This is a genomic window from Variovorax humicola (assembly GCF_037889915.1).
Lineage (GTDB): Bacteria > Pseudomonadota > Gammaproteobacteria > Burkholderiales > Burkholderiaceae_C > Variovorax > Variovorax humicola.
In genome coordinates this window covers 68869-90745 of the sequence record NZ_JBBKZV010000010.1, presented here as the reverse complement: position 1 = coordinate 90745, position 21877 = coordinate 68869, and the positions used below count along the sequence as shown (strand labels likewise).

23 protein-coding genes and 3 pseudogenes are annotated in these 21877 nt (G+C 67.6%); 17 read left to right on the top strand and 9 right to left on the bottom strand.

Translation table 11 applies throughout. The features are described 5' to 3' along the window. Window positions 1-50 precede the first annotated feature (50 nt). The 8 genes and pseudogenes from WKW80_RS17765 to WKW80_RS17730 all read left to right on the top strand — a co-directional run bounded on the left by WKW80_RS17765 (window position 51) and on the right by WKW80_RS17730 (window position 7107). Window positions 51-650, top strand: coding sequence for a LysE family translocator (locus WKW80_RS17765; protein ID WP_340364897.1), 600 nt, complete (start codon window positions 51-53; stop codon window positions 648-650). A 34-nt stretch (window positions 651-684) separates the two neighbouring features. Beyond that, entirely contained in the window at window positions 685-1905 is a 1221-nt protein-coding gene (locus WKW80_RS17760; RefSeq protein WP_340364896.1) for an aminotransferase-like domain-containing protein, read from the top strand. A 36-nt stretch (window positions 1906-1941) separates the two neighbouring features. Next, window positions 1942-2589 carry a glutathione S-transferase N-terminal domain-containing protein gene (locus WKW80_RS17755; protein WP_340364895.1) on the top strand — a complete coding sequence of 216 codons (648 nt, stop codon included), beginning with the start codon at window positions 1942-1944 and terminating at the stop codon, window positions 2587-2589. 7 nt (window positions 2590-2596) lie between these two features. Next, window positions 2597-3502, top strand: a complete 906-nt coding sequence (locus WKW80_RS17750; protein WP_340364894.1) for a PhzF family phenazine biosynthesis protein — start codon at window positions 2597-2599, stop codon at window positions 3500-3502. A gap of 7 nt (window positions 3503-3509) precedes the next feature. Next, complete coding sequence (locus WKW80_RS17745; protein ID WP_340364893.1) at window positions 3510-4202, top strand: VOC family protein; 693 nt, start codon at window positions 3510-3512, stop codon at window positions 4200-4202. Between the two features lies 1 nt (window position 4203). Further along, window positions 4204-4835 (top strand): annotated as a pseudogene (locus WKW80_RS17740) (LysE family translocator). Window positions 4836-5016: 181 nt separating this feature from the next. Then, on the top strand, window positions 5017-5691 hold the full coding sequence (locus WKW80_RS17735) for a histidine phosphatase family protein (protein WP_340364892.1): 675 nt from the start codon (window positions 5017-5019) through the stop codon (window positions 5689-5691). A gap of 33 nt (window positions 5692-5724) precedes the next feature. Further along, window positions 5725-7107 (top strand): L-serine ammonia-lyase, encoded by a 1383-nt coding sequence (locus WKW80_RS17730; RefSeq protein ID WP_340364891.1) that lies wholly within the window; start codon window positions 5725-5727, stop codon window positions 7105-7107. Window positions 7108-7110: 3 nt separating this feature from the next. Here the strand turns inward: WKW80_RS17730 and WKW80_RS17725 are convergent, their stop codons facing one another. From WKW80_RS17725 to WKW80_RS17695, 7 genes are all read right to left on the bottom strand, one after another. Then, on the bottom strand, window positions 7111-7404 hold the full coding sequence (locus WKW80_RS17725; protein WP_340364890.1) for a DUF4124 domain-containing protein: 294 nt from the start codon (window positions 7402-7404) through the stop codon (window positions 7111-7113). Window positions 7405-7432: 28 nt separating this feature from the next. Next, entirely contained in the window at window positions 7433-8596 is a 1164-nt protein-coding gene (locus tag WKW80_RS17720) for an ABC transporter substrate-binding protein (protein ID WP_340364889.1), read from the bottom strand. A gap of 424 nt (window positions 8597-9020) precedes the next feature. Next, window positions 9021-9344 carry a hypothetical protein gene (locus tag WKW80_RS17715; RefSeq protein ID WP_340364888.1) on the bottom strand — a complete coding sequence of 108 codons (324 nt, stop codon included), beginning with the start codon at window positions 9342-9344 and terminating at the stop codon, window positions 9021-9023. A 22-nt stretch (window positions 9345-9366) separates the two neighbouring features. Next, window positions 9367-9873, bottom strand: a complete 507-nt coding sequence (locus WKW80_RS17710) for a hypothetical protein (RefSeq protein ID WP_340364887.1) — start codon at window positions 9871-9873, stop codon at window positions 9367-9369. A 9-nt stretch (window positions 9874-9882) separates the two neighbouring features. Beyond that, complete coding sequence (locus tag WKW80_RS17705) at window positions 9883-10134, bottom strand: GlsB/YeaQ/YmgE family stress response membrane protein (protein ID WP_340364886.1); 252 nt, start codon at window positions 10132-10134, stop codon at window positions 9883-9885. Between the two features lie 165 nt (window positions 10135-10299). Then, window positions 10300-11073, bottom strand: coding sequence for a ProQ/FINO family protein (locus WKW80_RS17700; protein WP_340364885.1), 774 nt, complete (start codon window positions 11071-11073; stop codon window positions 10300-10302). 110 nt (window positions 11074-11183) lie between these two features. After that, the gene (locus tag WKW80_RS17695) at window positions 11184-12011 is read right to left on the bottom strand and encodes a creatininase family protein (protein WP_340364884.1); all 828 of its coding nucleotides are present in this window, start codon (window positions 12009-12011) and stop codon (window positions 11184-11186) included. An 84-nt stretch (window positions 12012-12095) separates the two neighbouring features. Here WKW80_RS17695 and WKW80_RS17690 point away from each other — a divergent pair, with 84 nt between their 5' ends. Together WKW80_RS17690 and WKW80_RS17685 are read left to right on the top strand one after the other, a co-directional pair. Then, the gene (locus WKW80_RS17690) at window positions 12096-12893 is read left to right on the top strand and encodes an SDR family oxidoreductase (RefSeq protein ID WP_340364883.1); all 798 of its coding nucleotides are present in this window, start codon (window positions 12096-12098) and stop codon (window positions 12891-12893) included. An 11-nt stretch (window positions 12894-12904) separates the two neighbouring features. Continuing rightward, entirely contained in the window at window positions 12905-13309 is a 405-nt protein-coding gene (locus tag WKW80_RS17685; RefSeq protein WP_340364882.1) for a VOC family protein, read from the top strand. Here WKW80_RS17685 and WKW80_RS17680 read toward each other — a convergent pair. Further along, the gene (locus tag WKW80_RS17680) at window positions 13282-13785 is read right to left on the bottom strand and encodes an SET domain-containing protein (RefSeq protein ID WP_340364881.1); all 504 of its coding nucleotides are present in this window, start codon (window positions 13783-13785) and stop codon (window positions 13282-13284) included. The two genes, WKW80_RS17685 and WKW80_RS17680, sit on opposite strands and share 28 nt — an antisense overlap. 187 nt (window positions 13786-13972) lie before the next feature. On the opposite strand from WKW80_RS17680, the pseudogene WKW80_RS17675 reads away from it, so the two are divergent. From WKW80_RS17675 to WKW80_RS17665, 3 genes and pseudogenes are all read left to right on the top strand, one after another. Beyond that, window positions 13973-14653: pseudogene (locus tag WKW80_RS17675) on the top strand (RNA polymerase sigma factor); the annotation flags it as partial. Between the two features lie 13 nt (window positions 14654-14666). Beyond that, window positions 14667-14939: pseudogene (locus WKW80_RS17670) on the top strand (ferritin-like domain-containing protein); the annotation flags it as partial. Next, window positions 14939-15340, top strand: a complete 402-nt coding sequence (locus WKW80_RS17665) for a c-type cytochrome (protein WP_340364983.1) — start codon at window positions 14939-14941, stop codon at window positions 15338-15340. The pseudogene WKW80_RS17670 and the gene WKW80_RS17665, both read left to right, overlap by 1 nt. Before the next feature lie 30 nt (window positions 15341-15370). Here the strand turns inward: WKW80_RS17665 and WKW80_RS17660 are convergent, their stop codons facing one another. Further along, window positions 15371-16702, bottom strand: a complete 1332-nt coding sequence (locus WKW80_RS17660; protein ID WP_340364880.1) for a PQQ-dependent sugar dehydrogenase — start codon at window positions 16700-16702, stop codon at window positions 15371-15373. A 125-nt stretch (window positions 16703-16827) separates the two neighbouring features. On the opposite strand from WKW80_RS17660, the gene WKW80_RS17655 reads away from it, so the two are divergent. The 4 genes from WKW80_RS17655 (at window position 16828) to hemE (ending at window position 21860) form a co-directional block, all read left to right on the top strand. Continuing rightward, complete coding sequence (locus tag WKW80_RS17655; RefSeq protein WP_340364982.1) at window positions 16828-17568, top strand: alanyl-tRNA editing protein; 741 nt, start codon at window positions 16828-16830, stop codon at window positions 17566-17568. 39 nt (window positions 17569-17607) lie between these two features. After that, complete coding sequence (locus tag WKW80_RS17650; protein ID WP_340364879.1) at window positions 17608-19845, top strand: protein-disulfide reductase DsbD family protein; 2238 nt, start codon at window positions 17608-17610, stop codon at window positions 19843-19845. A gap of 124 nt (window positions 19846-19969) precedes the next feature. Continuing rightward, window positions 19970-20665, top strand: coding sequence for a redoxin domain-containing protein (locus tag WKW80_RS17645; protein WP_340364878.1), 696 nt, complete (start codon window positions 19970-19972; stop codon window positions 20663-20665). An 88-nt stretch (window positions 20666-20753) separates the two neighbouring features. Next, window positions 20754-21860: a uroporphyrinogen decarboxylase gene (gene hemE, locus WKW80_RS17640; protein ID WP_340364877.1), complete on the top strand. Its 1107-nt coding sequence runs from the start codon at window positions 20754-20756 to the stop codon at window positions 21858-21860. Window positions 21861-21877: the final 17 nt, after the last annotated feature.

Here is a 21877-nt window from a genome sequence, read left to right as displayed (position 1 = left end):
CGACCAGCCGAAGGCGCTCGCGCCGCAATGCGCAGAACGGAGATAGCCCGATGACCGTCGAACTGCTCCTTGCCTTCACCCTCTTCGCCTGCGTCACGTCGATCACGCCGGGACCGAACAACACGATGATCCTGGCGTCGGGCGTCAATTTCGGGCTGCGCCGGTCGGTGCCGCACTTGCTGGGCATCAGCCTCGGCTTCGGCGTGATGGTGGCCGCCACCGGATTCGGGCTCCACGCGGTGTTCGAGCGCTATCCCTCCTTGTTCGAAGCCATGCGCTGGGCCGGCGCGGCCTACCTGCTGTGGCTGGCGTGGAAGCTGGCGCGCTCGGGGCCGATGGCAGACCGAACTGACGAAGTGGTTCAACCGATGAGATTTTTTTCCGCGGCTGCGTTCCAATGGGTAAATCCGAAGGCTTGGGTGATGGCGGTAAGCGCGATCAGCAACTTCCTGCCAGCCGAGCGATCGGGTGCGCAGGTTGCGTTGATCGCCGCGCTGTTCACCGTGATCAACGTACCTTGCGTCGGCGCCTGGGCCGCGTTTGGCAGCCGCATGCGCAACTTGCTGCGCGATCCGCTTTACCTGCGACTGTTCAACGGCGCCGCGGCGCTGGCGCTGGTCGCATCGCTCTATCCTTTGCTCACACACTGATTCCTGCCTATCTACACCGAACGGAGAGAACGACATGACCACCACCTGGAAACTGGCCACCCGCGCCGAGAAGATGAACCCCTCCGTGCTGCGCGAGATCCTCAAGGTCACCGAGCGCCCCGGCATCATCAGCCTGGCCGGCGGCCTGCCCTCGCCCAAGACCTTCCCGATCCAGGCCTTCGCCGATGCCTGCGCCGACGTGCTGCACAACGATGGCCAGGCCGCGCTGCAATACGCCGCCAGCGAAGGCTACGGCCCGCTGCGCCAGGCGGTGGCGGACATGCTTCCGTGGAATGTCGATCCGGCGCAGGTGTTGATCACCACCGGCTCGCAGCAGGGACTGGACCTGGTGGCCAAGGTACTCCTCGACCCGGGCAGCCGCGTGCTGGTCGAGACGCCGACCTATCTCGGCGCGCTGCAGGCCTTTGCGCCGATGGAACCGGTGCCGGAGAGCGTGGCGAGCGATGACGAGGGCGTGATCGTGGACGACCTCGTGGCCAAGGCACGCGGCACGGCGGGGGACGCCGCGCGCTTCGTCTACCTGTTGCCCAACTTCCAGAACCCGACCGGCCGCACCATGACCGAGGCGCGCCGCCAGGCCGTGGCCGAAGCGGCCGCGAAAGCTGGCCTGCCGATCGTCGAAGACAACCCCTACGGCGAACTCTGGTTCGACGAAGCCCCGCCGCTGCCGCTGGCCGCGCGCAATCCCGACGGCGTGATCTACCTCGGCTCGTTCTCGAAGGTGCTGGCGCCGGGCTTGCGGCTCGGCTTCATGGTCGCGCCGAAGGCGGTCTATCCCAAGCTGCTGCAGGCCAAGCAGGCGGTCGACCTTCACACGCCGATCTTCACGCAGCGCATGGTGTCGGCAGTGATGAAGGACAACTTCCTTGCCCTCCACGTGCCGACGATCCGCGCGCTCTACAAGCGCCAGCGCGACGCAATGGTCGCTGCATTGCGTCGCGAGATGAAGGGGCTGGACGTGCAATTCAAGGTGCCTGTGGGCGGCATGTTCCTGTGGGCGCGCATGCCAGAGGGCATCGACACGGTGAAGTTGCTGCCGCGCGCGGTCGAGCGTAACGTGGCCTTCGTGCCGGGTGCGCCGTTCTACGCCGGCCCGGGCGACTCGCGCACCATGCGGCTGTCGTTCGTGACGGCGAATGTCGACGAGATCGACACGGCCATTGCCGCGCTGGCCGCAACGGTGCGCGAAGTGCTTGCCGAGCAGCGCGGCGAACCCGCGCTCGCCCCCACCTGACGCGCCGCGGCGTTCGAACCCGAAAGAAACGACAGCATGCTCAACATCTGGGGCCGCATCACTTCGATCAACGTGCGCAAGGTGGTCTGGTGCGCGCAGGAGCTGGGGCTGGACTTCCAGCGCACCGAAGCCGGCGGCAAGTACGGCGTGGTGCAGACGCCCGAGTACCGCACGCTCAATCCGAATGCGCTGGTGCCGGCCATCGACGACGGCGATGGCGACGACGCCCTGCACGTGAAGCTGTGGGAGTCGAACGTGATCGTGCGTTACCTGTGCGCCAAGTATTCGCCCGGCAATCTGTACCCGGAGCCGCTCCCCGAACGCTTCGATGCCGAGCGCTGGATGGACTGGCAGCAGACCACGGTCAACCGCGCCAGCGCGCCGGCCTTCGTGCAATGGGTGCGCACGGCGCCGGCCGACCGCAACCTGGACGTGATCGCGCCATCGGTCCACGCCACCGAGCGGCTGTTCGCGATCATCGATGCGCACCTGGCCTCGCGGCGCTTCATGCTCGGCGAGAGATTCACCATGGCCGACATTCCGCTGGGCTGCGAAGCGCACCGCTGGTTCGGCCTGCCCCCGAGCGAATACACACGGCCGGCCTGGCCGAACGTCGAGCGCTGGTTCGGGGAATTGAAGGCGCGCTCCGGCGCGCGCGGCGTGCTCGACCTGGCACTGGAGTGAGGCCCGCATGAAAACCCGCCCCTTCCAGCAAGTCGACGTCTTCACGGCCGTGCCGTACCGCGGCAACCCGGTGGCCGTGGTGCTCGACGGCAGCGAGCTCGACGATTCGGAACTCCAGCGCTTTGCGCAATGGACCAACCTGTCGGAGACCACCTTCCTGCTGCCACCGACCGAGCCCACGGCCGACTACCGCATCCGCATCTTCACGCCCGGCGGCGAGCTGCCGTTTGCCGGCCATCCGACGCTCGGCACCTGCCACGCCTGGCTCAAGGCCGGCGGCCAGCCGAAATCGCCGGAATTCATCATTCAGGAGTGCGCGTCGGGACTGGTAACGATCCGCCGCGACGGCGAGCGCCTGGCCTTTGCCGCGCCGCCGTTGAAACGCAGCGCGCCGAGTCCGTCGATGCTGGCCAAGGTCGCGCAAGCGATGGGCCTGAAGGCGCCGCAGATCCTGGCCGCGCAACAACTGGACAACGGGCCGAACTGGCTCGGCCTGCTGCTGGACGATGTCGACACCGTCCTGGCGCTCACGCCGGACCATCGCGCGCTGAAGGAACTGGGCGCGAAGGTGGGCGTCGCGGCCATTTCGCAGCCGCCAGCTTCGTCATCGCTGATTGCGCGATCGAACCGCGAAGCCAGGGCCTTCGGCGGCAGCGCGCAAGGCACGGTCGACCTCGAGGTCCGCGCATTCGCGGCGCCTGCCGGCATCGAGGAAGACCCGGTCACCGGCAGCTTCAACGCGGGCCTGGCCCAGTGGCTTATCGCCGAGGGGCGAATGCCCGAGCGTTACCGCGTCGGCCAGGGCCAGTGCCTCGGCCGCGACGGGCGATTGAGCGTGGCGCGCGATGCCGAAGGCCGGATCTGGATCGGTGGCGATTCGGTGGTGTGCATCGAAGGTTCCGTTTCGCTCTAGTCGATTCATGAACGCGCTGCTCGACCACCTCGTCATCGCCGCGCGCACCCTCGACGAGGGCAGGCAGTGGTGCGAGGCAACGCTGGGCGTCCTGCCGGGCGCGGGCGGCAAGCATCCGCTGATGGGCACGCACAACCTGCTGCTCAACGTTGCGTCGTTGGGATTTCCGTTGGCCTACCTCGAGATCATCGCGATCGATCCGGACCGGCGCCCGACGCGCGCGGGCAAGCTGAGGCGCTGGTTCGATCTCGACGACGCCATGCTGCAGCTTGCGCTGGCGCGAAGCGGCCCGCAGCTGGTTCACCTCGTCGCGCGGGTGTCGAATGCCGCCTCGGCGGTGCACGCGCTGGAGCGCATGGCCCCGCACATCGATCGCGGACACTTGATCGAAGCCTCCCGCGAGACGGCCGCCGGCAGGCTCGATTGGCGCATCAGCGTGCGAGACGATGGCCAGCGCCTGTTCTATGGCGCGTTGCCGACGCTGATTCAATGGGGATCGGTGCATCCGGTCGACACGATGCCGGCGTCGGGCCTTGAACTCATCGGGCTCGCCGCCGTCCACCCACGCGTCGACAGCCTGCGCAGCGCACTCGATGCCATCGGCTTCGACGCGATGGACCTGAAGCAGGGCCCGCCCAACCTCATCGCCACTTTGAACACGCCGCGCGGCGTCGTCACGCTCGAATCGAAAGGACACTGACATGCTCGCCCTCCACGAACTCGCCTGGTTCGCACTGGCCTCGCTGCTGCTCGCACTCACGCCGGGGCCGAACATGATCTATTGCGTCTCGCGCACGCTGGTGCAGGGGCGGCGTGCAGGGCTGATTTCGCTGGGCGGCGTGCTGCTGGCGTTTCTGGTGCACCTGGTGGCCGCAGCGCTCGGACTCACGGCGGTGTTGCTGGCGGTGCCGCTGGCTTTCGATGCGATTCGATACGCCGGTGCTGCCTACCTGCTCTGGCTGGCCTGGCAGGCCGTCAAGCCCGGGGCTCGGCGCCGTTCGAGCCGCGTTCCCTGCCAGCCGATGCTCCGGGCAAGCTGTTTCGCATGGGCTTCGTTACCAACCTGCTGAATCCGAAAGTGGCGATGTTCTATCTGTCATTCTTTCCGCAGTTCATTCATCCGGAGCGCGGCCCGGTACTCTGGCAGAGCGCACAGCTCGGCGCGGTGCAAATCCTCGGCAGCGGCCTGGTCAACAGCCTGATGATCGTCTTCGCCGCGGCCATTACCGCGGTGCTGTCGCAAAGCTCCGGCTGGCTGCGCGCGCAGCGCTATGTGATGGGCAGCGTGCTGGCCGCGCTGGCGTTGCGCGTCGCAACCACGCAGCGCAGATAACTTCACTCGCGCCGCCTGACGGAGCCGGTTTCGTCGACCTCCCTGGAACCTCCCGGCCAAGAATCTGCCGGACTTCGCGGCCCCTCCCGCAGGCGCCTTTTTCATCGGAAGCCAAAGCCGCCCCGGCGACCCGTCGCAGCCGGGACAAGCGCCCGGGCTGGCCTTTGCCAGAATCGTACCCATGGGAACCCTTTACCTCGTGCGCCATGGACAAGCTTCTTTCGGCGCTGCCGACTACGACAACCTCAGTGAGTTGGGGCACAGGCAGTCGGTGCGGCTCGGCGAATACTGGCGCGAACGCGGCCTCCAATTCGACGCCGTCATCACGGGGACGCTGAAGCGCCATCGGCAAACCTGGGAGGGCATTGCCAAGGGGCTGGGCCTGACTGACCAGGACGTGCTGCCCTGGCCCGGCCTGAACGAGTACGACAGCGAGGCCATCGTCGCGACCGTCCACCCCGAAGCGTTGCCGAAGGCCGATACGCCCGAGTTGTACCGCAAGCACTTCCGCCTGCTGCGTGATGGCCTGAGCGCATGGATGCAAGGCCGAACCGAGCCGCTCGGCATGCCGAACTACGTCGACTTCCTCGCCGGCGTGACCACCGCGCTGGACCATGTACGCGACAAGCACCACGGCGCGAAGGTGCTGGTGGTGTCAAGCGGCGGGCCGATCTCGACGGCCGTCGGCCACGTGCTGGGAACCAGCGCCGAGACCACGATCGAGCTCAACCTGCGCATCCGCAACACCTCGATCACCGAGTTCGCGTTCACGCCCAAACGCCATATGCTCGTGACCTACAACACGCTGCCGCACCTCGACGGCCCCGCGTACGAAAACTGGATCACATACTCCTGAGGTGAACGGCATGAATCGGCGCATGATCGGCCGATGCTCTCCGCCTTCGACATCTTCAAGATCGGGATCGGCCCGTCGAGCTCTCATACCGTCGGCCCGATGCGGGCCGCGCAGCAGTTCGCGAGCGGCCTGGAGCGCGACGGGTTGCTGGCCGGCACGGCGCACGTGCGCTGCGAGTTGTTCGGCTCGCTCGGCGCCACCGGCGCAGGCCACGCGACAGACCAGGGCGTGATCCTCGGCCTGTTCGGCGACACGCCCGACAGCGTCGACCCGGCCAGCGTGCAGCCTCGCCTGCTGGCATTGCGCCGGTCCGGCCAGCTCTTGCTGCTGGGCCGTCACGCGATCGCATTCGACCGCGTGCGCGATATCCCGTTCCTCGGCAACGAAACAATGCCCGAGCATCCGAATGCGATGCGCTTCACGGCGTCTGCGGCGGACGGCTCTACCCTGGCGCAGCGCTGCTATTTCTCCGTTGGCGGCGGCTTCGTGGTGGAGGGCGGCGCGCATCCGGATGCCGTGCCCGAAGTCGCGCTCCACTGGCCCTGGCCCTTCGGCACCGGCAGCGAACTCATGGCGCAGGCCGGTGCCAGCGAGCTCTCGATCGCGAAACTCATGATGGCCAACGAATGCGCCTGGCGCCCCGAGGCCGATGTGCGCGCCGGGCTGCTGCGGATCTGGACCGTGATGCAGCAATGCGTGCAACGTGGTTTCGGCATCGACAACCCGATTGCGGCATCGCCGCTGCCCGGTCCGCTGCGCATGCGTCGCCGCGCACCGGACCTGCAGCGCGAACTCACCGCGCAACAGGGCGCTGCCGATCCGCTGGCCGCGATGGATTGGGTCAACGCATATGCAATGGCGGTGAACGAGGAGAACGCGGCCGGCGGCCGGGTGGTCACGGCGCCGACCAATGGCGCGGCCGGCGTGGTCCCGGCGGTGATGCATTACTACACGCGCTTCGTGCCCACGGCCAGCGACGACGGCATCGTCGACTTCCTGCTCACCGCTGCCGCGATCGGCATGCTCTACAAGGCCAACGCGTCCATCTCGGGTGCCGAGGTCGGCTGTCAGGGCGAAGTCGGCGTGGCCTGTTCGATGGCGGCCGGCGCACTGGCCGCGGTGCTTGGCGGCACGCCCGCGCAGGTCGAGAACGCGGCCGAGATCGGCATGGAGCACAACCTCGGCCTGACCTGCGATCCGGTGGGTGGAATGGTGCAGATCCCCTGCGTCGAACGCAACGCGATGGGCGCAGTCAAGGCCATCAACGCGGCGCGGATGGCGCTGCGCGGCGACGGCAGCCACTACGTGTCGCTGGACGCGGTGATCCAGACCATGAAGCAGACCGGCGAGGACATGAAGTCCACCTACAAGGAGACCTCGCTCGGTGGCCTCGCGGTGAACGTCGTGGAGTGTTGAGACCTACTGCGGAGCGGTCTTGATGGCCCGGACGCGGGCCGCGGGCGGGCTCGCCTGTGTCGAGACCGGGGTCACCTCCTGCCGGGTGCCCGAGGCGGCCGGCCGGTAGCTTTCTTCCTTCCAGCCGCGCGCGGAAGGGACCGCACCAAACGATTTCTCGGCCCGCGCGCCATTGCAGACGGTGTCCGAAAAGGACACCTTGCCATCGGCATCGGTGCAGCGATGCACCAGGGCCATCGCGGGAGCGGCGGCGAGCGCGGCCATCACGGCCACCAGAGAGGCGGAATACAGCTTCATGACCTGAGCCCTCATCGAGAGTGTGTTTTCAACGCAAGACGCGGCCTTCGGCCGTGATGTAGACGAGATCGACCGCACGGGTCGCGTCGCGCAGCGGCGGTCTCAGATTGACGCGAAACCCGCCCACGTCGTAGTCGTTCATGCCCGCCATGGCCTTCAGCAGGCTGGCTCGCGCGGGCGCGGGGCCGGCGCGGTGCACGGCCTCGGCCAGCGACTTGGCGGCAATGAATCCTTCGAGGCCTTCGTACGATGCGGTTTGGTCGGAATCGGCCAGCGCGGCGAGATATTCCTTGACCACCGGCGTGCGGCTGTTGCCCCGCGGCGACGGCACCACTTGCGAAATGATCACGCCGCGAATTTCCTTGCCGAGTTCGGTGTAGAGCGGGTCGATGCCGACGACCGAGAAGGTCAGCAGCGCGCTGCCGTAGCCGGCCTTGCGCATCTCGCGCACGAAGGCGGCGGTGGTCTGGGACAACGATGCCTGCACGACTGCTTGCGGATGTGCCTTCATCACGGTGGCAACAGCCTCCGAAACCTGGTCGCCGCCCGGTGCGACCCTGGCCACGGCGACCGGCGGCGGCAGCTTGAGTTCGGTCGCCGCGTCCTGCACCGCTTGCAGCGCGGCACGGCCCATGGCGTCGTCGTCGACCACCACGGCGATGCGTTTCTGCCCCAGCGTGTCGCACTGCCGCAGCATCGCGTAAGCCTCGTCGGCCAAGCTCGGTCGGACGTGGAAGACATTGGCGTGCGCCTTGTCGCGCAGGGCATCAGCGGCCGCAAACGGTGCGAAGAAAGGGGCGCCCTGCTGCTGGGCGACCGACGCGCCTGCCTCCGCGCTGGCGGTGCCGACAAAGCCGAAGAGCACTTCCGCTCCCTCGGCAAGCAACCGGTTGGCGTTGGCTCGGGCCTTGTCTGCGCTGTAGCCATCGTCCAACTGCCGTAGTTCGAGCGTGACGCCGCCGGGGCCCACGCGGTCGTTGTAGCCGCTCACGAAGAGCTTGGCGCCCCCGGCAAAGGCCATACCGATTTCGCTGGCGGCGCCCGTCATCGGGATGGATTGCCCGACGACCAGTTTGCCGGCGGGCGCGCCGCGCTTCACGGCGATTTGCGCTTGCAACGGGCCCGCCAGCCCCAGCAGCGCCCAGGCGCCCACGGCCTGGTTGAATCGTCTGCGGGAAGCTTGGAACGACATTTTGCGACCTTTGCAACAAATATTTACAAAAGTCATCATAGGCCTTTCGGCCAGTAAGCAACGAGGAGTGCCGGAAAAAATCAATTGTGGCAACCGTGCAGTTCAGCACGCTTCGGGCGTCCGGATCGCGGATCGCGGGTCGCGGGTCGCGGGTCGCGGGTCGCGGGTCGCGGGTCGCGGGTCGCGGGTCACGGGTCACGGGTCGCGGATCGCGGATCGCGGATCACGGATCAGGCGGATCAGGCGGATCAGCGGATCAGCGAATCGGCCGGGGGTTCAAATTGAAGTCGGGAACGCCCGGACGTCTTCGAATGCAGCGCGTACGTCGAAGGGCCGGAATCAGGCAGTGGCGGGCGAGTGTCGTGACGGAGGAAAAATCAGGACGGCAGGAAGCTCGGCCGTGCGCACGGACTGGAAGCCCGCTTCAAGCCTGCCACACGCCGTAGCCCAGGGATCGAAGCCGGATGCCGAGCTCCACTTCCATCAGTGCTGCATCGTCGCGCTTCATCGGGTTGTAGCGTTCATACAGCGCAGGCAGCAGGCGAAGTCCGTGGTCGCGCACAAATACGTTCGCCTGGATGCCGGCCTTGTGCTTGTCGAAGCGGATATCGGGGTCGAGCCCCGTCATGCCGACATAGACAAAGGGCTTGCCGAGCTGGTAATCCGGGTTGGCGCGCCGGAAGCGCGCACTGTTCCAGACTTGGTCGTCCAGCTCGACGGCATAGACGTGGTAGCGGGGCCGGCCCACAAGTCAAGCTGCGCCGCGGCGCTCAGCCCTTGTCGGTGGCGTGTTCTTTCATCTTCGCCAGCGTGACCATCAACGCCGCGCTGCCAAGCAGCTTGATGAGGCCCGAATGCTGGGCGTAGAACTGGCTCACCTGGTCGACCACCCCCGGCCGCGCCTGCTCGGCATGGGCCGCGATTTCAGTGACCTGCGCAGGCGAAAGTTGCGAAGCCTGGTCAGGCGTGAGCTGGGTCTGTCCCGGCGCCAGCATGCGTCCGAGCGCGCCGCCGGCAATCGCCGACGCCGCGGCCGGGCCGAGCGTGGCAAGAATCTGATTCAGCACGCCGGCCTGCTGCGTCGGCGACGAGTTGCCGAAGATCTGGCCGACCATGTTGCCGAACGGCGGCGTCTGGTCGGAACGCATCGCCGCCGCGAGGCCGGCGCCGAGTTGGTCTGGCGTTGCGTGCTGCGTGACCTGGTCGAAATGCGCTTCGGGGTTGCCGCCGCCACCTGCGCCAGCGACCACTTGCTGAAGGATGTCCAGAAGTCCCATGTTCGCCTCCTAGCTCTTGCGCTTGATGAGGCCCCAGACGAACAGCAGCACGATGGCGCCAACGACTGAGGCAATGAAACCCGCCCCTTGCCCCGCCGTGTACCAGCCCATGGCCTGGCCAATGTAGGTAGCGATCAGCGCACCGGCGATACCGATGATGGTGGTGAAGATGAAACCACCGGAGTCATCGCCGGGCTTGAGCGCTCGTGCGATCAGGCCTGCAACGAAACCAATCAGAATGGTCCAGATCAAGCTCAGCATGGTATTCCCTTCGGTTGAGGATAGATGCGACAGGTGCGATCACCGGCAGGGCCGGGCGGACCATGATAGCGATCGCAGCTGACTTGCGGACCCGGTCGCTCAGACGGGCCCGGTTGCAACAAGCGGCCCTCCCGCATCGCACACGCGGCCGGCGGAACTTGAAACCTACGACTTCGGCAGCATGCGGCCGACTTCGCGCGGGTCGAGTCCGTACATTTCGGCAAATTCCGCAACTGTCTTGCCGCTCGCGGCAAAGGCGCGCTGCAATGCCTCGCGTCTGGCGGTCTGCGCGGAAAGTTCGGCAAAGGCCTCGTCGGTGAGTTCATTGACGGCCGGATCCTGGCTCCGCACCAGGGCCAGGTAGTCCTCGCGCGAAAGGCCCGACTTCTCGAAAGCCTCGACGATCCGCTTGCGGGTTTGCGGGCGCAGGTCGTCGCCGGTGCGTGCCTGGCGGCGCTTGAACACCTCGAGGATGGCGTGGTGCACGTGCTCGGGCGCCACGTCTTCCACCGGCTGGCCGTCGAGGCCATGGCGCTTGTCGCCGGCCGCAACGCGTTCGAGGTACTTCGTCGAACGGGTGTGCAGTGCGAGCGCCACCTTGAGCTCGTCCTTCTTCAGCACATCCGGGTGCTTTTCGAGCAGTGCCTGGAAGACGCCGCGCTGTAGCGGCAGGAAGCGCGCGCCGAAGAAGTCCGGGTACAGCCCGAACAGGATCTCGAGGGTGGGATGCGGCTTGCGCGCTGTGCGCTGCTGGCCTTGAGGCGCCGGCGCTTGTCTGCCTTGCGGCTGCGGCTGCTTTCCTTGCGGCTGCGGCTGCGGCTGCTTTCCTTGCGGCTGCGATTTGGGGCCTTGCGCGTTCTGCGCGCGGTCTTGCGGGCGCGGCTTGCGTTTCTTGGGCGCGCGGGGCGCTTGGGGTGCGGGGGCGGTATCGGTCGTCATGCGGCCCCGATTGTCGCCGGTCGTGATGGGCGGCGCGCCGAGCAGGCCGATATCGGGAACGACGAGGGTGGCAAGCGATGCCAGGCAGTGGCAGGCGCCGCCAACCCTGGCTAACCCGCAGCCGGTCCGTCGGCCAATGCAGACAGCGGCAACGCGGCCACTTCGGCAAGCAGCAATGCCAATTGCTGCGCCGCCGCTTCGACCACCTTGCGCCCCTTGTCCGCAGTGGCTGCGGCCGCATTGCCGGCTGCGCCCTGCGGGTTGTAGTCCTGCATCGCCCAGCCGAGCTTGGCGCTCCTGCCGTTGCCGAGGATGGCGTACTCGGCGGCGCGCTGCTGCGACGTGGACTTGAAGTCTTGCATGGCGTCGGAGCGCACCAGCGGGGCCCGCAGCGCCAGCATCATCGAGGTTTCGATCTCGCCCGCGTGCACGCCGAAGCGATGCTCCTGCGCGCTGAACTGGTCGTTGGCTTCGCCCAGCGGCAAGTTGAACCAGCTCACGCTGTAGACGATGAGGTCGTGTGCCTCACGCAGTTCGCGCGCCACGATGTCCATCGCGCCGACATGCCCGCCGTGGGCATTGAACAGCACCAGCTTTCGGATTCCGGCGCGTGCGACGCCCGCGCCGATGTCCTTCCACAGGCGAATCAGCGTCTCGGCGGACAGCGTGAGCGTGCCGGCGAAGCGCGCGTGCTCCGGGCTCAGCCCGATCGCCTGCGTCGGCAGGAACAGGACGGGGAGATCGGCCGGCAGGAAGGGCAGCGCGGCATCGACGATGCCGTCGACCAGGCAGGTATCGACACCCAGGGGCAGATGCGGCCCGTGCTGCTCCGTCGCCCCGAGCGGCAACACCGCCACCGTGCGAGTGGGATCGAGCGACGCGAAGTCGCGTGTCGTCAACTCGGCCCAGAAACGGTGGGGTGCGGTGGCGTCCTTCATGCAACGATCTTACCCAGCGCTTCGGGCGCGGGCGCCCGGTGAATCTTTCGTGCGGCGAACTCGGAGCGGTGATTGAATACGCTTATGGACCTCCAACTCACCGACCGACACGTTCTCGTCACCGGCGGCAGCAAGGGCATCGGGCTGGCCTGTGCGCTGGGCTTCCTGCGCGAAGGCGCGCGCGTAAGCCTGGTGTCGCGCGAACTGGCCAACCTGCAGCGCGGCGAGCGCGAACTGGTCGGGCAATTCACCGACGCCGGCGGCCACGTCGCATTGCATGCGGCCGACCTGCGACAGGCGGCGAGCGCCGTTGCGGCACTCGATGCGGCCGAGTTGAACTTCGGCCCGGTCGACGTGCTGGTCAACTCGGCCGGCGCCGCCAAACGCACCGCGCCGGATGACCTGGACGCTGCCGCCTGGCACGACGCCATGGACGCCAAGTACTTCACCTACATCCACATGCTCGACCCCGCCATCAAGCGCATGGGCCAGCGCGGCGGCGGCGCGATCGTCAACGTGATCGGCGCGGGCGGCAAGGTCGCGAGCCCGATTCACATGGCCGGTGGCGCGGCGAATGCAGCATTGATGCTGGTGAGCGCAGGCATGGCCGCGGCCTATGCGGCCAAGGGCGTGCGGGTGAATGCCGTGAACCCCGGGCTCACGCTGACCGCGCGGCTGCAGGAAGGCCTGCGGGCCGATGCCAGGCTGCAGGGTATCGGCACCGACGAGGCACTGAAGCGCGCCACCGCGCAGCTCCCGCTGGGCCGCATCGCCACGCCCGAGGAAATCGCGAACGCGGTCGTGTTCCTTGCTTCGCCGAGAGCCAGCTACATCACGGGCGCGATCCTCGCGATGGATGGCGCAATGACGCCCATGATCTGAGGATCCCGAAGGTGTTCTCGCACGTCTTCGTCAGCGTGGGCGATTTCGATCGCGCGCTGGCCTTCCACAGCGCCGTCATGGACAGCCTCGGCGTGGCGTTGCGCTTCTGCGAGCGCGACAAGCCCTGGGCCGGCTGGCACAGCGCCGGCAACGCGCGCCCCTTCTTCGTGATCTGCAAGCCCTACGACGGCCGGCCGCACGACCCGGGCAACGGGCAGATGGTGGCCTTTGCGGCACCGGACCGCCTCACCGTGCGCGCCGCGCACAGGGCAGCGCTTGACCACGGAGGCACCTGCGAGGGGCCGCCCGGCCTGCGTCCGCGCTATCACGCGAACTATTACGGTGCGTACTTCCGCGATCCGGACGGCAACAAGTTCTGCGTGGCGTGTCACGCGCCGGAGGCCGAAGGCTCCTGATCGGCTTCTTCCGGTGCCTCGACAGGCGCCAGCATCGTGCCGCGGCAATTTGTTGCGCCGCATCGGCATGGATAGTCTTCCGGGCCCGAGCCATCGTCGGCGGTCAGGCAATAGTCGATGAACAACTCATCGCCCGCCTCGACCGCTCGCAACGTCTGGAACTTGAGGACCAGCTTGCCCGCGTCGTCGTATTCCTCCACCGCCTCGCAGTTCGGTTCACACGAGTGGTTCAGGTGCCGCGTGGCGTTGCCGCCCTTGGCACCGTCGATGGTCTCCTCGTTGGAGAGAGTGAACAGGTAGGTAAGTTGGTCGTTCCATTGCTTCGCCGCCACTTGCGCGGGCGTGTAGCGCCGACCCTCGTAGAGACCGAGCAGCGCAAAGGCCGGCAAGGACCGGGTCGCGAAAGCACCGAGGCCATGCACCCCGCTGGGTGAGACACGGATGCAGGGAGTGGCGGAAGGGGCGTACTTGGACATGGGCATGGTTCGCGGAACACGCAAGTTTCGCGCACAAATGGCCTCGCCTGCCATCTTGTCGGACCGAGTCGCCCTACCCTTTGGCCCGCCTCGGCATGCCGCGCAAGCGCTCCCGCTTTTCGTCCTGTCGACGAAAGTTGAAACGCCCTGCAATGCGCCAACGTCCAACGTGTGAAAGAACACCAACATGCACCACGAACAACGCACAGCGCCGCAGCTCCCGGCAGACCAGGCCACCGACGCCGACCTCGCGCAACGCGCCGCCCAGGGCGACGGCCATGCCTTCGAAGCGATCATGCGGCGCCACAACCAGCTGCTGTTTCGCACCGCACGCAGCATCCTCAAGAGCGATGCCGACACGGAAGATGCATTGCAGGACGCGTACCTCAAAGCCTGGCGGGCACTCGCAAGTTTCCGTGAAGACGCGCGCCTTTCCACCTGGCTGGTGCGCATAGTGATCAACGAGGCGCTGAGCCGCCTGCGCCGCAGCGCCGCACAGGTGATCCCGCTGGATGCGACCTTCGAAACCGGCGGGCAAGACGAGGAGCCGTGGATGGAAGACAACATCGACGAGCGCCCCGAACAACTCGCCATGCGCGAGGAGATGCGCCGCCTGATCGAGACGCGCATCGACCGCCTGCCCGATGCGTACCGCACCGTCTTCATGCTGCGCGCGGTGGAAGAGATGAGCTTCGGCGAAGTCGCGATCGCGCTGAACCTGGCAGAACCCACGGTGCGCACGCGCTTCTTCCGCGCACGCAGCCTATTGCGCGAAGGTCTGTCGCGTGACGTCGATGTGGCACTCGGCGATGCATTCGCGTTCGACGGCGCGCGCTGCGACCGCATCGTTGCCGGCGTGCTGGCAAGACTCGCGGATGAGAAGGCGAGTCCGCGCACTCGGCGGCAAGCCGGTCGCGGCCAAAGCGAACTACGACTTTCCGGCCAACCAGTTGAAGTCGCAGGCGGACGTTCTGCGGTTCGCGGCCAAGCTCGAACAGGGCGCGGTGAGCGCGTATCTCGGCGCAGTGCCCCTATTCGCCAACCGGGACCTGTCGAAAGCCGCGGCCAGCATCCTCGGCGACGAGGCGATGCACTGGGCAGTGCTGCGGCAAGCCCTCGGCGAGGCACCGGTGCCTGCGGCGTTCATGTCGTGATCAAGGCGGCGGTGGCGGCCGGCGCCCTCCTGGCGCTGGCGGCAGCGGTGCGCGCAGGCGCACCCGATTCGGTGCACGGCGAACAGGTCTATGCGCGCTGCGTGGCGTGCCACGCGCTGGCCGTCGATCGCGTCGGGCCACACCACTGCGGACTGTTCGGCCGCCTCGCCGGCAGCGTACCGGGCTTCCCGTACTCGCCAGCCATGAAGGCGTCGGGCATCACCTGGAACGACAGGACACTCGACCGTTTCCTGGCCAAGCCGCTCGCCGTGATCCCCGGCACGGCAATGACCTATGACGGCGTGCCCGACCCGGCCGACCGGGCCGACCTGATTGCCTACCTGAAGCAGGCAGGCATGACGACCGAATGCGCCGCGGCCCCCGTCCAGCCGAAAAAATGACCGGCACGCGCCCCGCGACGGGCGCGGCTGCTACTTCCCCTTGGACACGCGCCACACCGCGTTGCCCACATCGTCGGCCACCAGCAGCGCGCCCGACTTGTCGAGCGCAACGCCGACCGGCCGGCCCTGCGCCTTTTCATCCCCGTCGAGAAATCCGGTCAGGAAATCCTTCGGCGCGCCGCTCGGCCGCCCGCCGATGAAGGGCACGAACACCACCTTGTAGCCCGACTTCGGCCTGCGATTCCACGAGCCGTGCTCGCCGACGAAAGCGCCATTGGCGAATTCGGGCGGCATGCGCCTGTCGGAGAACGCCACGCCGAGCGGCGCGACGTGGGTGCCCAACGCGAAGTCCGGCGCGATAGCCTTCGCCACCAAATCGGGCTGCTGCGGCTGGACCCGCTCGTCGACGTTGCCGCCCCAGTAGCTCCACGGCCAGCCGTAGAAGGCGCCCTGCTTCACTGAGGTGAGGTAGTCGGGCACCAGGTCGCTGCCGATCTCGTCGCGTTCGTTGACCACGGTCCACAACGCTTGGGTCTCGGGCTCCAGCGCCATGGCGGTCGGGTTGCGCAGGCCGCCGGCGAACAGGCGCTTCTCGCCTGTCTTCGTGTCGACTTCCCAGATCGCGGCGCGGCCCTCTTCGGCCGGCAGGCCGTTTTCGCCGATGTTGCTGTTGGAGCCGACGCTCACGTACAACTTGCTGCCATCGGCATTGGCCACGACATTCTTGGTCCAGTGATGGTTGATCCCGGCCGGCAGGTCGGTCACCTTCACCGGTGCGGCGCTCGCGGTTGTCTGGCCATCGGCATAGGGCACCTTCACCAGCGCATCGGCATTGGCGATGAACAACTCATGGCCGACCAGGGTGATGCCGAAGGGCGATGTCAGGCCCTGCAGGAACACCGTGCGCACTTCCGCGACGCCATCGCCGTCGGCATCGCGCAGCAAGGTGATGCGATTGGCGCTCGGCACCTCGGCGCCCGCGCGCTTCATCAGCACGGCCTGCGCCTGGTCCCTGACGCGGGCCATGATGCCATTGCCGCCGTCGCGCACGCCTTCGGGCTTGGGCGGCTTGTTGCTCTCGGCCACGAGTACGTCGCCGTTGGGCAACGTGTAGACCCAGCGCGGATGGTCGAGGTTGCGCGCCAGCGCGGAGACCTTGAAGCCGGGCTGCGCCGCGACCGGACCCTGGGTGTCGGTCCAGCCGGTGGCCGCGGCCACGTTGACGGTAGGAAACAGCGTCTTGTTCGGCGGCGGCAATTCGGGCTTGTAGCCGACGCCAGCCTCGAAGGGAAGCCTGGCGGTTTCGCCGCAGCCGGCCAGCAGCAATGCCGCAATGAGCAAGGTGCAGCGGGTTCGGACCATGCAATGTCTCCTGGAAAGCAGTGGACCGATCGACTATGGGTGCGCCAGCCCGATGAAGCTGTCGGCCGCAGGCGCATTCCGGCGTGGTCACACCCCGATACGGCAGCGCCGCTACCATCGAGCGCATGACCGACGACCTGTTCCGCACCGATGCCTACCTGCGCGAGTGCGAAGCGCGCATCCTGCGCATCGATGAATCCGGCATCGTGCTGGACCGTACCGTGTTCTATCCGCTCGGTGGCGGGCAGGCCGGCGACAGCGGCGCCCTTGTCCTGGCCGATGGCCGCACGCTTGCCATCGCGGACACGCGCAAGGCGAAGGACGCCGACGGCAAGCCGACCGACGAAATCGCCCACGTGCCCGAGCCCAGCCAGGCCGACCTTCTCGCCGCACTGACGCCCGGCGACGCGCTCACCGCCCGCATCGACTGGACGCGCCGCCACAAGCTCATGCGCTTCCACACGGCAACGCACCTGCTGTGCCACCTCGTGACGCAACCGGTGAACGGCTGCTCGATCACGCCCGAATATGCGCGCCTCGACTTCCACATGACCGACCCGCTCGACAAGGATGCGCTGACCGCCGGTCTCGCCCGACTGGTTGGCGCGGCGCATCCGCTGGTGGTCGGCGCCATCACCGATGAAGAGCTCGACGCCAACCCGGCGCTGGTCAAGAGCATGAGCGTGCAGCCGCCGCGCGGCACCGGCCTGGTGCGCACCATCCGCATCGGCGGCGCCGAGCAGATCGACTTCCAGCCTTGCGGTGGCACCCACGTTGCGAACACCGCCGAGATCGGCGCGGTCGTCGTCACCAGGATCGAGAAAAAAAGCGCCAACAGCCGCCGCGTGGTGCTCGGCTGGGCCTGAACAGGAACTTGCCTGCCCCGCCCGGCTCCCATTGATCGCATGATCCTTTCCCGCCTCTCCCTCACAGCGCTCCTGACAGCGTCTTTCGTGGCCGCCCAGCCGGCCGCCGCCCAACTGGCACCCAAGGTCAGTTCCGTGGTCACCACCCCGCATGTGCGCGCCGAACTGGTCGCGCTGGCGCCGCAGGGCGTAGCGCCCGGCGCCGCGGTCCGAGTGGGGCTGCTGATCACGCACCAGCCCGAATGGCACACTTATTGGAAGAACGCCGGCGATTCCGGGCTGCCGACCGAGATGGCGTTCACGTTGCCGGCCGGCCTGGCCGCAGGCGACATCGCCTGGCCGGTGCCGAAGAAGATTCCAGTCGGCACGCTGGCCAACTATGGCTATGAAGGCACCGTGGTGCTGCCGGTGCCGGTCGCCGTCGCACCGGATTTCAAGCCGCCGACATCGTTGACCGGCGTGGCCAGCGCCGACATCAAGCTCAAAGCGTCCTGGCTGGTCTGCCGCAAGGAATGCATTCCCGAAGAGGGCGAGTTCGCGCTCTCGCTGCCGGTGCAGGGATCGACCGCACTGCACAAGGCCGAGTTCGATGCCGCGCAGGCAGCCGAGCCAGTGGCGCTCGACAAGCCCGGCACCATTGAAGTAGACGGCAACACGTTGAGGATCCGGATCGAAGGCCTGCCCCGTGCGGCGCACGGCAAGACGCTGGAGTTCTTCCCCGAGACGACGGACGTGATCCATACCGCCGCCGTGTCCGGCAAGGATTGGACGCAAGCCTGGCAAGGCGACGCCTGGACCGCGACGGTACCTCTGGCCGAACAGCGCAGCGCCAGCCCGGCCGACATGCCCGTGGTCGTGGCGCTGGCCGAGGCAGACCGGCAGGCCGGCCAGCCGGTCGCGTGGCGCGCGGAGGCACCCGTGGCAGGCACCTGGCCGGCCAAGGCATCGCGCGCCCAGGTGTCTCCGGCCCTGCAGGCCGCCTTGAACGCCAACACCGCGAATGGGCCCGGTGCCGTCGCCGCAACGCCGGCCGCCCCGGTGGCGCCGGTCGCGCCGGCTTCGGCCAACTTCTGGATCGCGCTGGCTGGCGCGCTGCTCGGCGGCTTGTTGCTGAACCTCATGCCCTGCGTATTCCCGGTGCTGGCCATCAAGGTGCTGGGCTTCGCCCGCCAGGCCGGCGACCGCAGTGCGCATCGCGCCGCCGGACTCGCGTACACAGCCGGCGTCCTGGTGTCGGTACTGGCACTGGGCGGGGTGATGCTCGCCCTGCGCGCGGCCGGATCCCAACTCGGCTGGGGCTTCCAGCTCCAGTCGCCCGCGGTGGTGGCTGCGCTGGCCGCGCTGTTCACCGTGATCGGACTTAATCTCGCGGGCGTGTTCGAGTTCGGCCCCATGGCGCCGTCCCGCATCCGGTCCGCCGAAGCGAAGCATCCGGTGGCCAACGACTTTCTCTCGGGCGTGCTCGCCGTGGTGATCGCATCGCCCTGCAGCGCACCGTTCATGGGCGCATCGCTCGGCCTGGCGATCGCGTTGCCGGCCGCGCAAGCGTTGCTGCTGTTCGCGGCACTGGGGTTCGGCCTTGCGCTGCCTTACTTGCTGGCCGCCTTCGTGCCCGCGGTCGCGACGCTGCTGCCGAGGCCTGGCGCGTGGATGCAGACGCTGCGCCGCCTGCTCGCCTTCCCGATGTTCGCGACCGTCGCCTGGCTGGTCTGGGTGCTCGGCCAGCAGAGCGGCATCGACGGCGCCGGCGCCTTGCTCGCGCTGCTGGTGTGCCTCGCCGCCGTGGTGTGGGCCGTCACGCTCAAAGGTCGCACGCGCACTGTCGTCCTCACGCTCTTGATCGCGATCAGCGCCCTGCTGACACGCGCGATCGGCCACAACGTGCTGCAACCCGTCGAACCGGCAACGCTGGCTTCCGCCGCGTCTGCGTCAGGCGAGCCGGCCCGCTGGCAGAAGTGGTCGAGTGAACGCGTCAACGAATTGAACGGCGGCGGGCAACCGGTGTTCATCGATTTCACGGCCGCCTGGTGTGTCACCTGCCAGTACAACAAGAGCACGCTTGCCGATGCCGGCTTGCTGGCGGAGTTCGACGCCCGCAAGGTGGCGATGCTGCGCGCCGACTGGACGCGGCGCGACCCGGCGATCACCGCCGCGCTGGCCGCGCTGGGCCGCAATGGCGTCCCTGTGTATGTGCTTCAGGCGCCCGGCAAGCCCCCGTTGGTGCTGACGGAAATCCTCGGCAAGGACGAGGTCCGTGCGGCGTTGGCGACGCTCTAGCCGATTGGGCGGCGGCGTCAACCTTCGCCCATCACCCCGACCGGCTACGGGTTGTCACATTCACATGAGAAAAACGTCCTAAGCTGCGGCCGGTGTTCATTTTTGATAGGGAGACCTGCAGACTATGTCATCCCCTCCAAGCTCCATTTCCTCGCGCTCGGTACGCGCCGCCCGGCAAGCCCGCGCCGCCCTCGACCGCGCTTCCCGCCGCGCCATCATGGCTGCAGCCGTGGCGCTCGGCGCCACGTTCCTGATGGGCACCGGCGCCCACGCGGCCCCGTCCGTCGGCCAGTTGGCCCCCGATTTCGTCGCGGTCGACACGACCGGCAAACAGCATCGGCTTTCGGATTTCGCCGGCAAGTTCGTGGTGCTGGAATGGACCAACCCGGGCTGCCCGTTCGTTCGCAAGCATTACGGCAGCGGCAACATGCCGGCCACGCAAAAGGCGGCGACGGCCAAGGGCGCCGTCTGGCTCGCCGTCAACTCCACCGAGCGCGCCTCCAGCGACTACCTGAAACCGGCCGCGCTCGATGGCTGGATGAAGAACCAGGGCGCAGCCCCGACCGCCGTGTTGATGGACGAAGACGGCGTGATCGGCCAAGCCTACGGCGCGCGCACGACGCCGCACCTGTTCATCATCGACCCCAACGGCGTGCTCGTCTATGCGGGCGGCATCGACAGCATCGCGTCGTCGCGCCAGGACGATATCTCGCGCGCGACCAACTACGTGAACCAGGCGCTCGGCGAGGCCTATGGCGGAAAGCCGATTTCGGCTGCGGCGACGCGGGCGTACGGGTGCTCGGTGAAGTACAAGACCTGAGCTTCCTCGTGTCGCGCGCTCGGCGTCGTCCCGGCTGAACCGAAGCGCCCTGAATTCGCACCCTTGCCCCGGCAGCGACAATGGGGCCATGCCTTTCGCCCCCCTGCAAAACGACACCTTCCTGCGCGCCTGCTGGCGTCAGGCCACTGACCACACCCCCGTCTGGCTCATGCGCCAGGCCGGACGCTACCTTCCGGAATACCTGGCTACGCGCGCCAAGGCGGGCAGCTTCATGGGGCTGGCGACCAATGTCGACTACGCCACCGAGGTCACGCTGCAGCCGCTGGAGCGCTTTCCGCTGGACGCCGCGATCCTCTTCTCGGACATCCTGACGGTGCCCGATGCGATGGGCCTCGGCCTCTCGTTCGAAGCCGGCGAAGGCCCGCGCTTTGCACGTCCGGTGCGTGACGAAGCCGCCATTGCGGCGCTCGCGTCGCCAGACCTGGACAAGCTCAGGTACGTGTTCGACGCCGTCACATCGATCCGCCGCGCACTCGATGGCCGCGTGCCCCTTATCGGCTTTTCCGGCAGCCCGTGGACGCTGGCCTGCTACATGGTCGAAGGCGCGGGCTCGAGCGACTACCGGCTGGTCAAGACACTGATGTACAGCCGCCCCGACCTCATGCACAAGCTGCTCGCGGTCAACGCCGATGCGGTGGCGGCCTACCTCAACGCGCAGATCGACGCCGGTGCGCAGGCCGTGATGGTTTTCGACAGTTGGGGCGGCGTGCTGGCGGACGGCGCATTCCAGGAATTCAGCCTCGCCTACACGGCCCGGGTGCTCGCACAACTGAAGCGCGACGGTGCCGATGGCCAGCCGGTACCACGCATCGTCTTCACCAAGGGCGGTGGCCTGTGGCTCGACACCATGCGCGGACTCGATTGCGAAGTGCTTGGCCTCGACTGGACCGTGAACCTGGCTCGCGCACGCGCGATCGTGGGCGAAGGCGGCGCCGGCGCGAAGGCGCTGCAGGGCAATATCGACCCGAACGTGCTGTTCGCGCCGCCAGCCCGAATCGAGGAAGCGGTGAGAAAGGTCCTGCAGGATTTCGGCAAGCCGCACACTGATCGCACCACCACCGGGCCCACACACATCTTCAATCTCGGCCACGGCATCAGCCAGTTCACGCCGCCCGACCACGTCGCGGCGCTGGTGGCCGCGGTTCAGGGTCAATCGCGTGCGTCGAGACGGTAGCGCAACCAGCTCTTGTG

Coding starts and splice junctions, on each gene's coding strand:
- WKW80_RS17765 (WP_340364897.1), top strand. CDS start 51: ATGACCGTCGAACTGCTCCTTGCCTTCACCCTCTTCGCCTGCGTCACG.
- WKW80_RS17760 (WP_340364896.1), top strand. CDS start 685: ATGACCACCACCTGGAAACTGGCCACCCGCGCCGAGAAGATGAACCCC.
- WKW80_RS17755 (WP_340364895.1), top strand. CDS start 1,942: ATGCTCAACATCTGGGGCCGCATCACTTCGATCAACGTGCGCAAGGTG.
- WKW80_RS17750 (WP_340364894.1), top strand. CDS start 2,597: ATGAAAACCCGCCCCTTCCAGCAAGTCGACGTCTTCACGGCCGTGCCG.
- WKW80_RS17745 (WP_340364893.1), top strand. CDS start 3,510: ATGAACGCGCTGCTCGACCACCTCGTCATCGCCGCGCGCACCCTCGAC.
- WKW80_RS17735 (WP_340364892.1), top strand. CDS start 5,017: ATGGGAACCCTTTACCTCGTGCGCCATGGACAAGCTTCTTTCGGCGCT.
- WKW80_RS17730 (WP_340364891.1), top strand. CDS start 5,725: ATGCTCTCCGCCTTCGACATCTTCAAGATCGGGATCGGCCCGTCGAGC.
- WKW80_RS17725 (WP_340364890.1), bottom strand. CDS start 7,404: ATGAAGCTGTATTCCGCCTCTCTGGTGGCCGTGATGGCCGCGCTCGCC.
- WKW80_RS17720 (WP_340364889.1), bottom strand. CDS start 8,596: ATGTCGTTCCAAGCTTCCCGCAGACGATTCAACCAGGCCGTGGGCGCC.
- WKW80_RS17710 (WP_340364887.1), bottom strand. CDS start 9,873: ATGGGACTTCTGGACATCCTTCAGCAAGTGGTCGCTGGCGCAGGTGGC.
- WKW80_RS17705 (WP_340364886.1), bottom strand. CDS start 10,134: ATGCTGAGCTTGATCTGGACCATTCTGATTGGTTTCGTTGCAGGCCTG.
- WKW80_RS17700 (WP_340364885.1), bottom strand. CDS start 11,073: ATGACGACCGATACCGCCCCCGCACCCCAAGCGCCCCGCGCGCCCAAG.
- WKW80_RS17695 (WP_340364884.1), bottom strand. CDS start 12,011: ATGAAGGACGCCACCGCACCCCACCGTTTCTGGGCCGAGTTGACGACA.
- WKW80_RS17690 (WP_340364883.1), top strand. CDS start 12,096: ATGGACCTCCAACTCACCGACCGACACGTTCTCGTCACCGGCGGCAGC.
- WKW80_RS17680 (WP_340364881.1), bottom strand. CDS start 13,785: ATGTCCAAGTACGCCCCTTCCGCCACTCCCTGCATCCGTGTCTCACCC.
- WKW80_RS17660 (WP_340364880.1), bottom strand. CDS start 16,702: ATGGTCCGAACCCGCTGCACCTTGCTCATTGCGGCATTGCTGCTGGCC.
- WKW80_RS17655 (WP_340364982.1), top strand. CDS start 16,828: ATGACCGACGACCTGTTCCGCACCGATGCCTACCTGCGCGAGTGCGAA.
- WKW80_RS17650 (WP_340364879.1), top strand. CDS start 17,608: ATGATCCTTTCCCGCCTCTCCCTCACAGCGCTCCTGACAGCGTCTTTC.
- WKW80_RS17645 (WP_340364878.1), top strand. CDS start 19,970: ATGTCATCCCCTCCAAGCTCCATTTCCTCGCGCTCGGTACGCGCCGCC.
- hemE (WP_340364877.1), top strand. CDS start 20,754: ATGCCTTTCGCCCCCCTGCAAAACGACACCTTCCTGCGCGCCTGCTGG.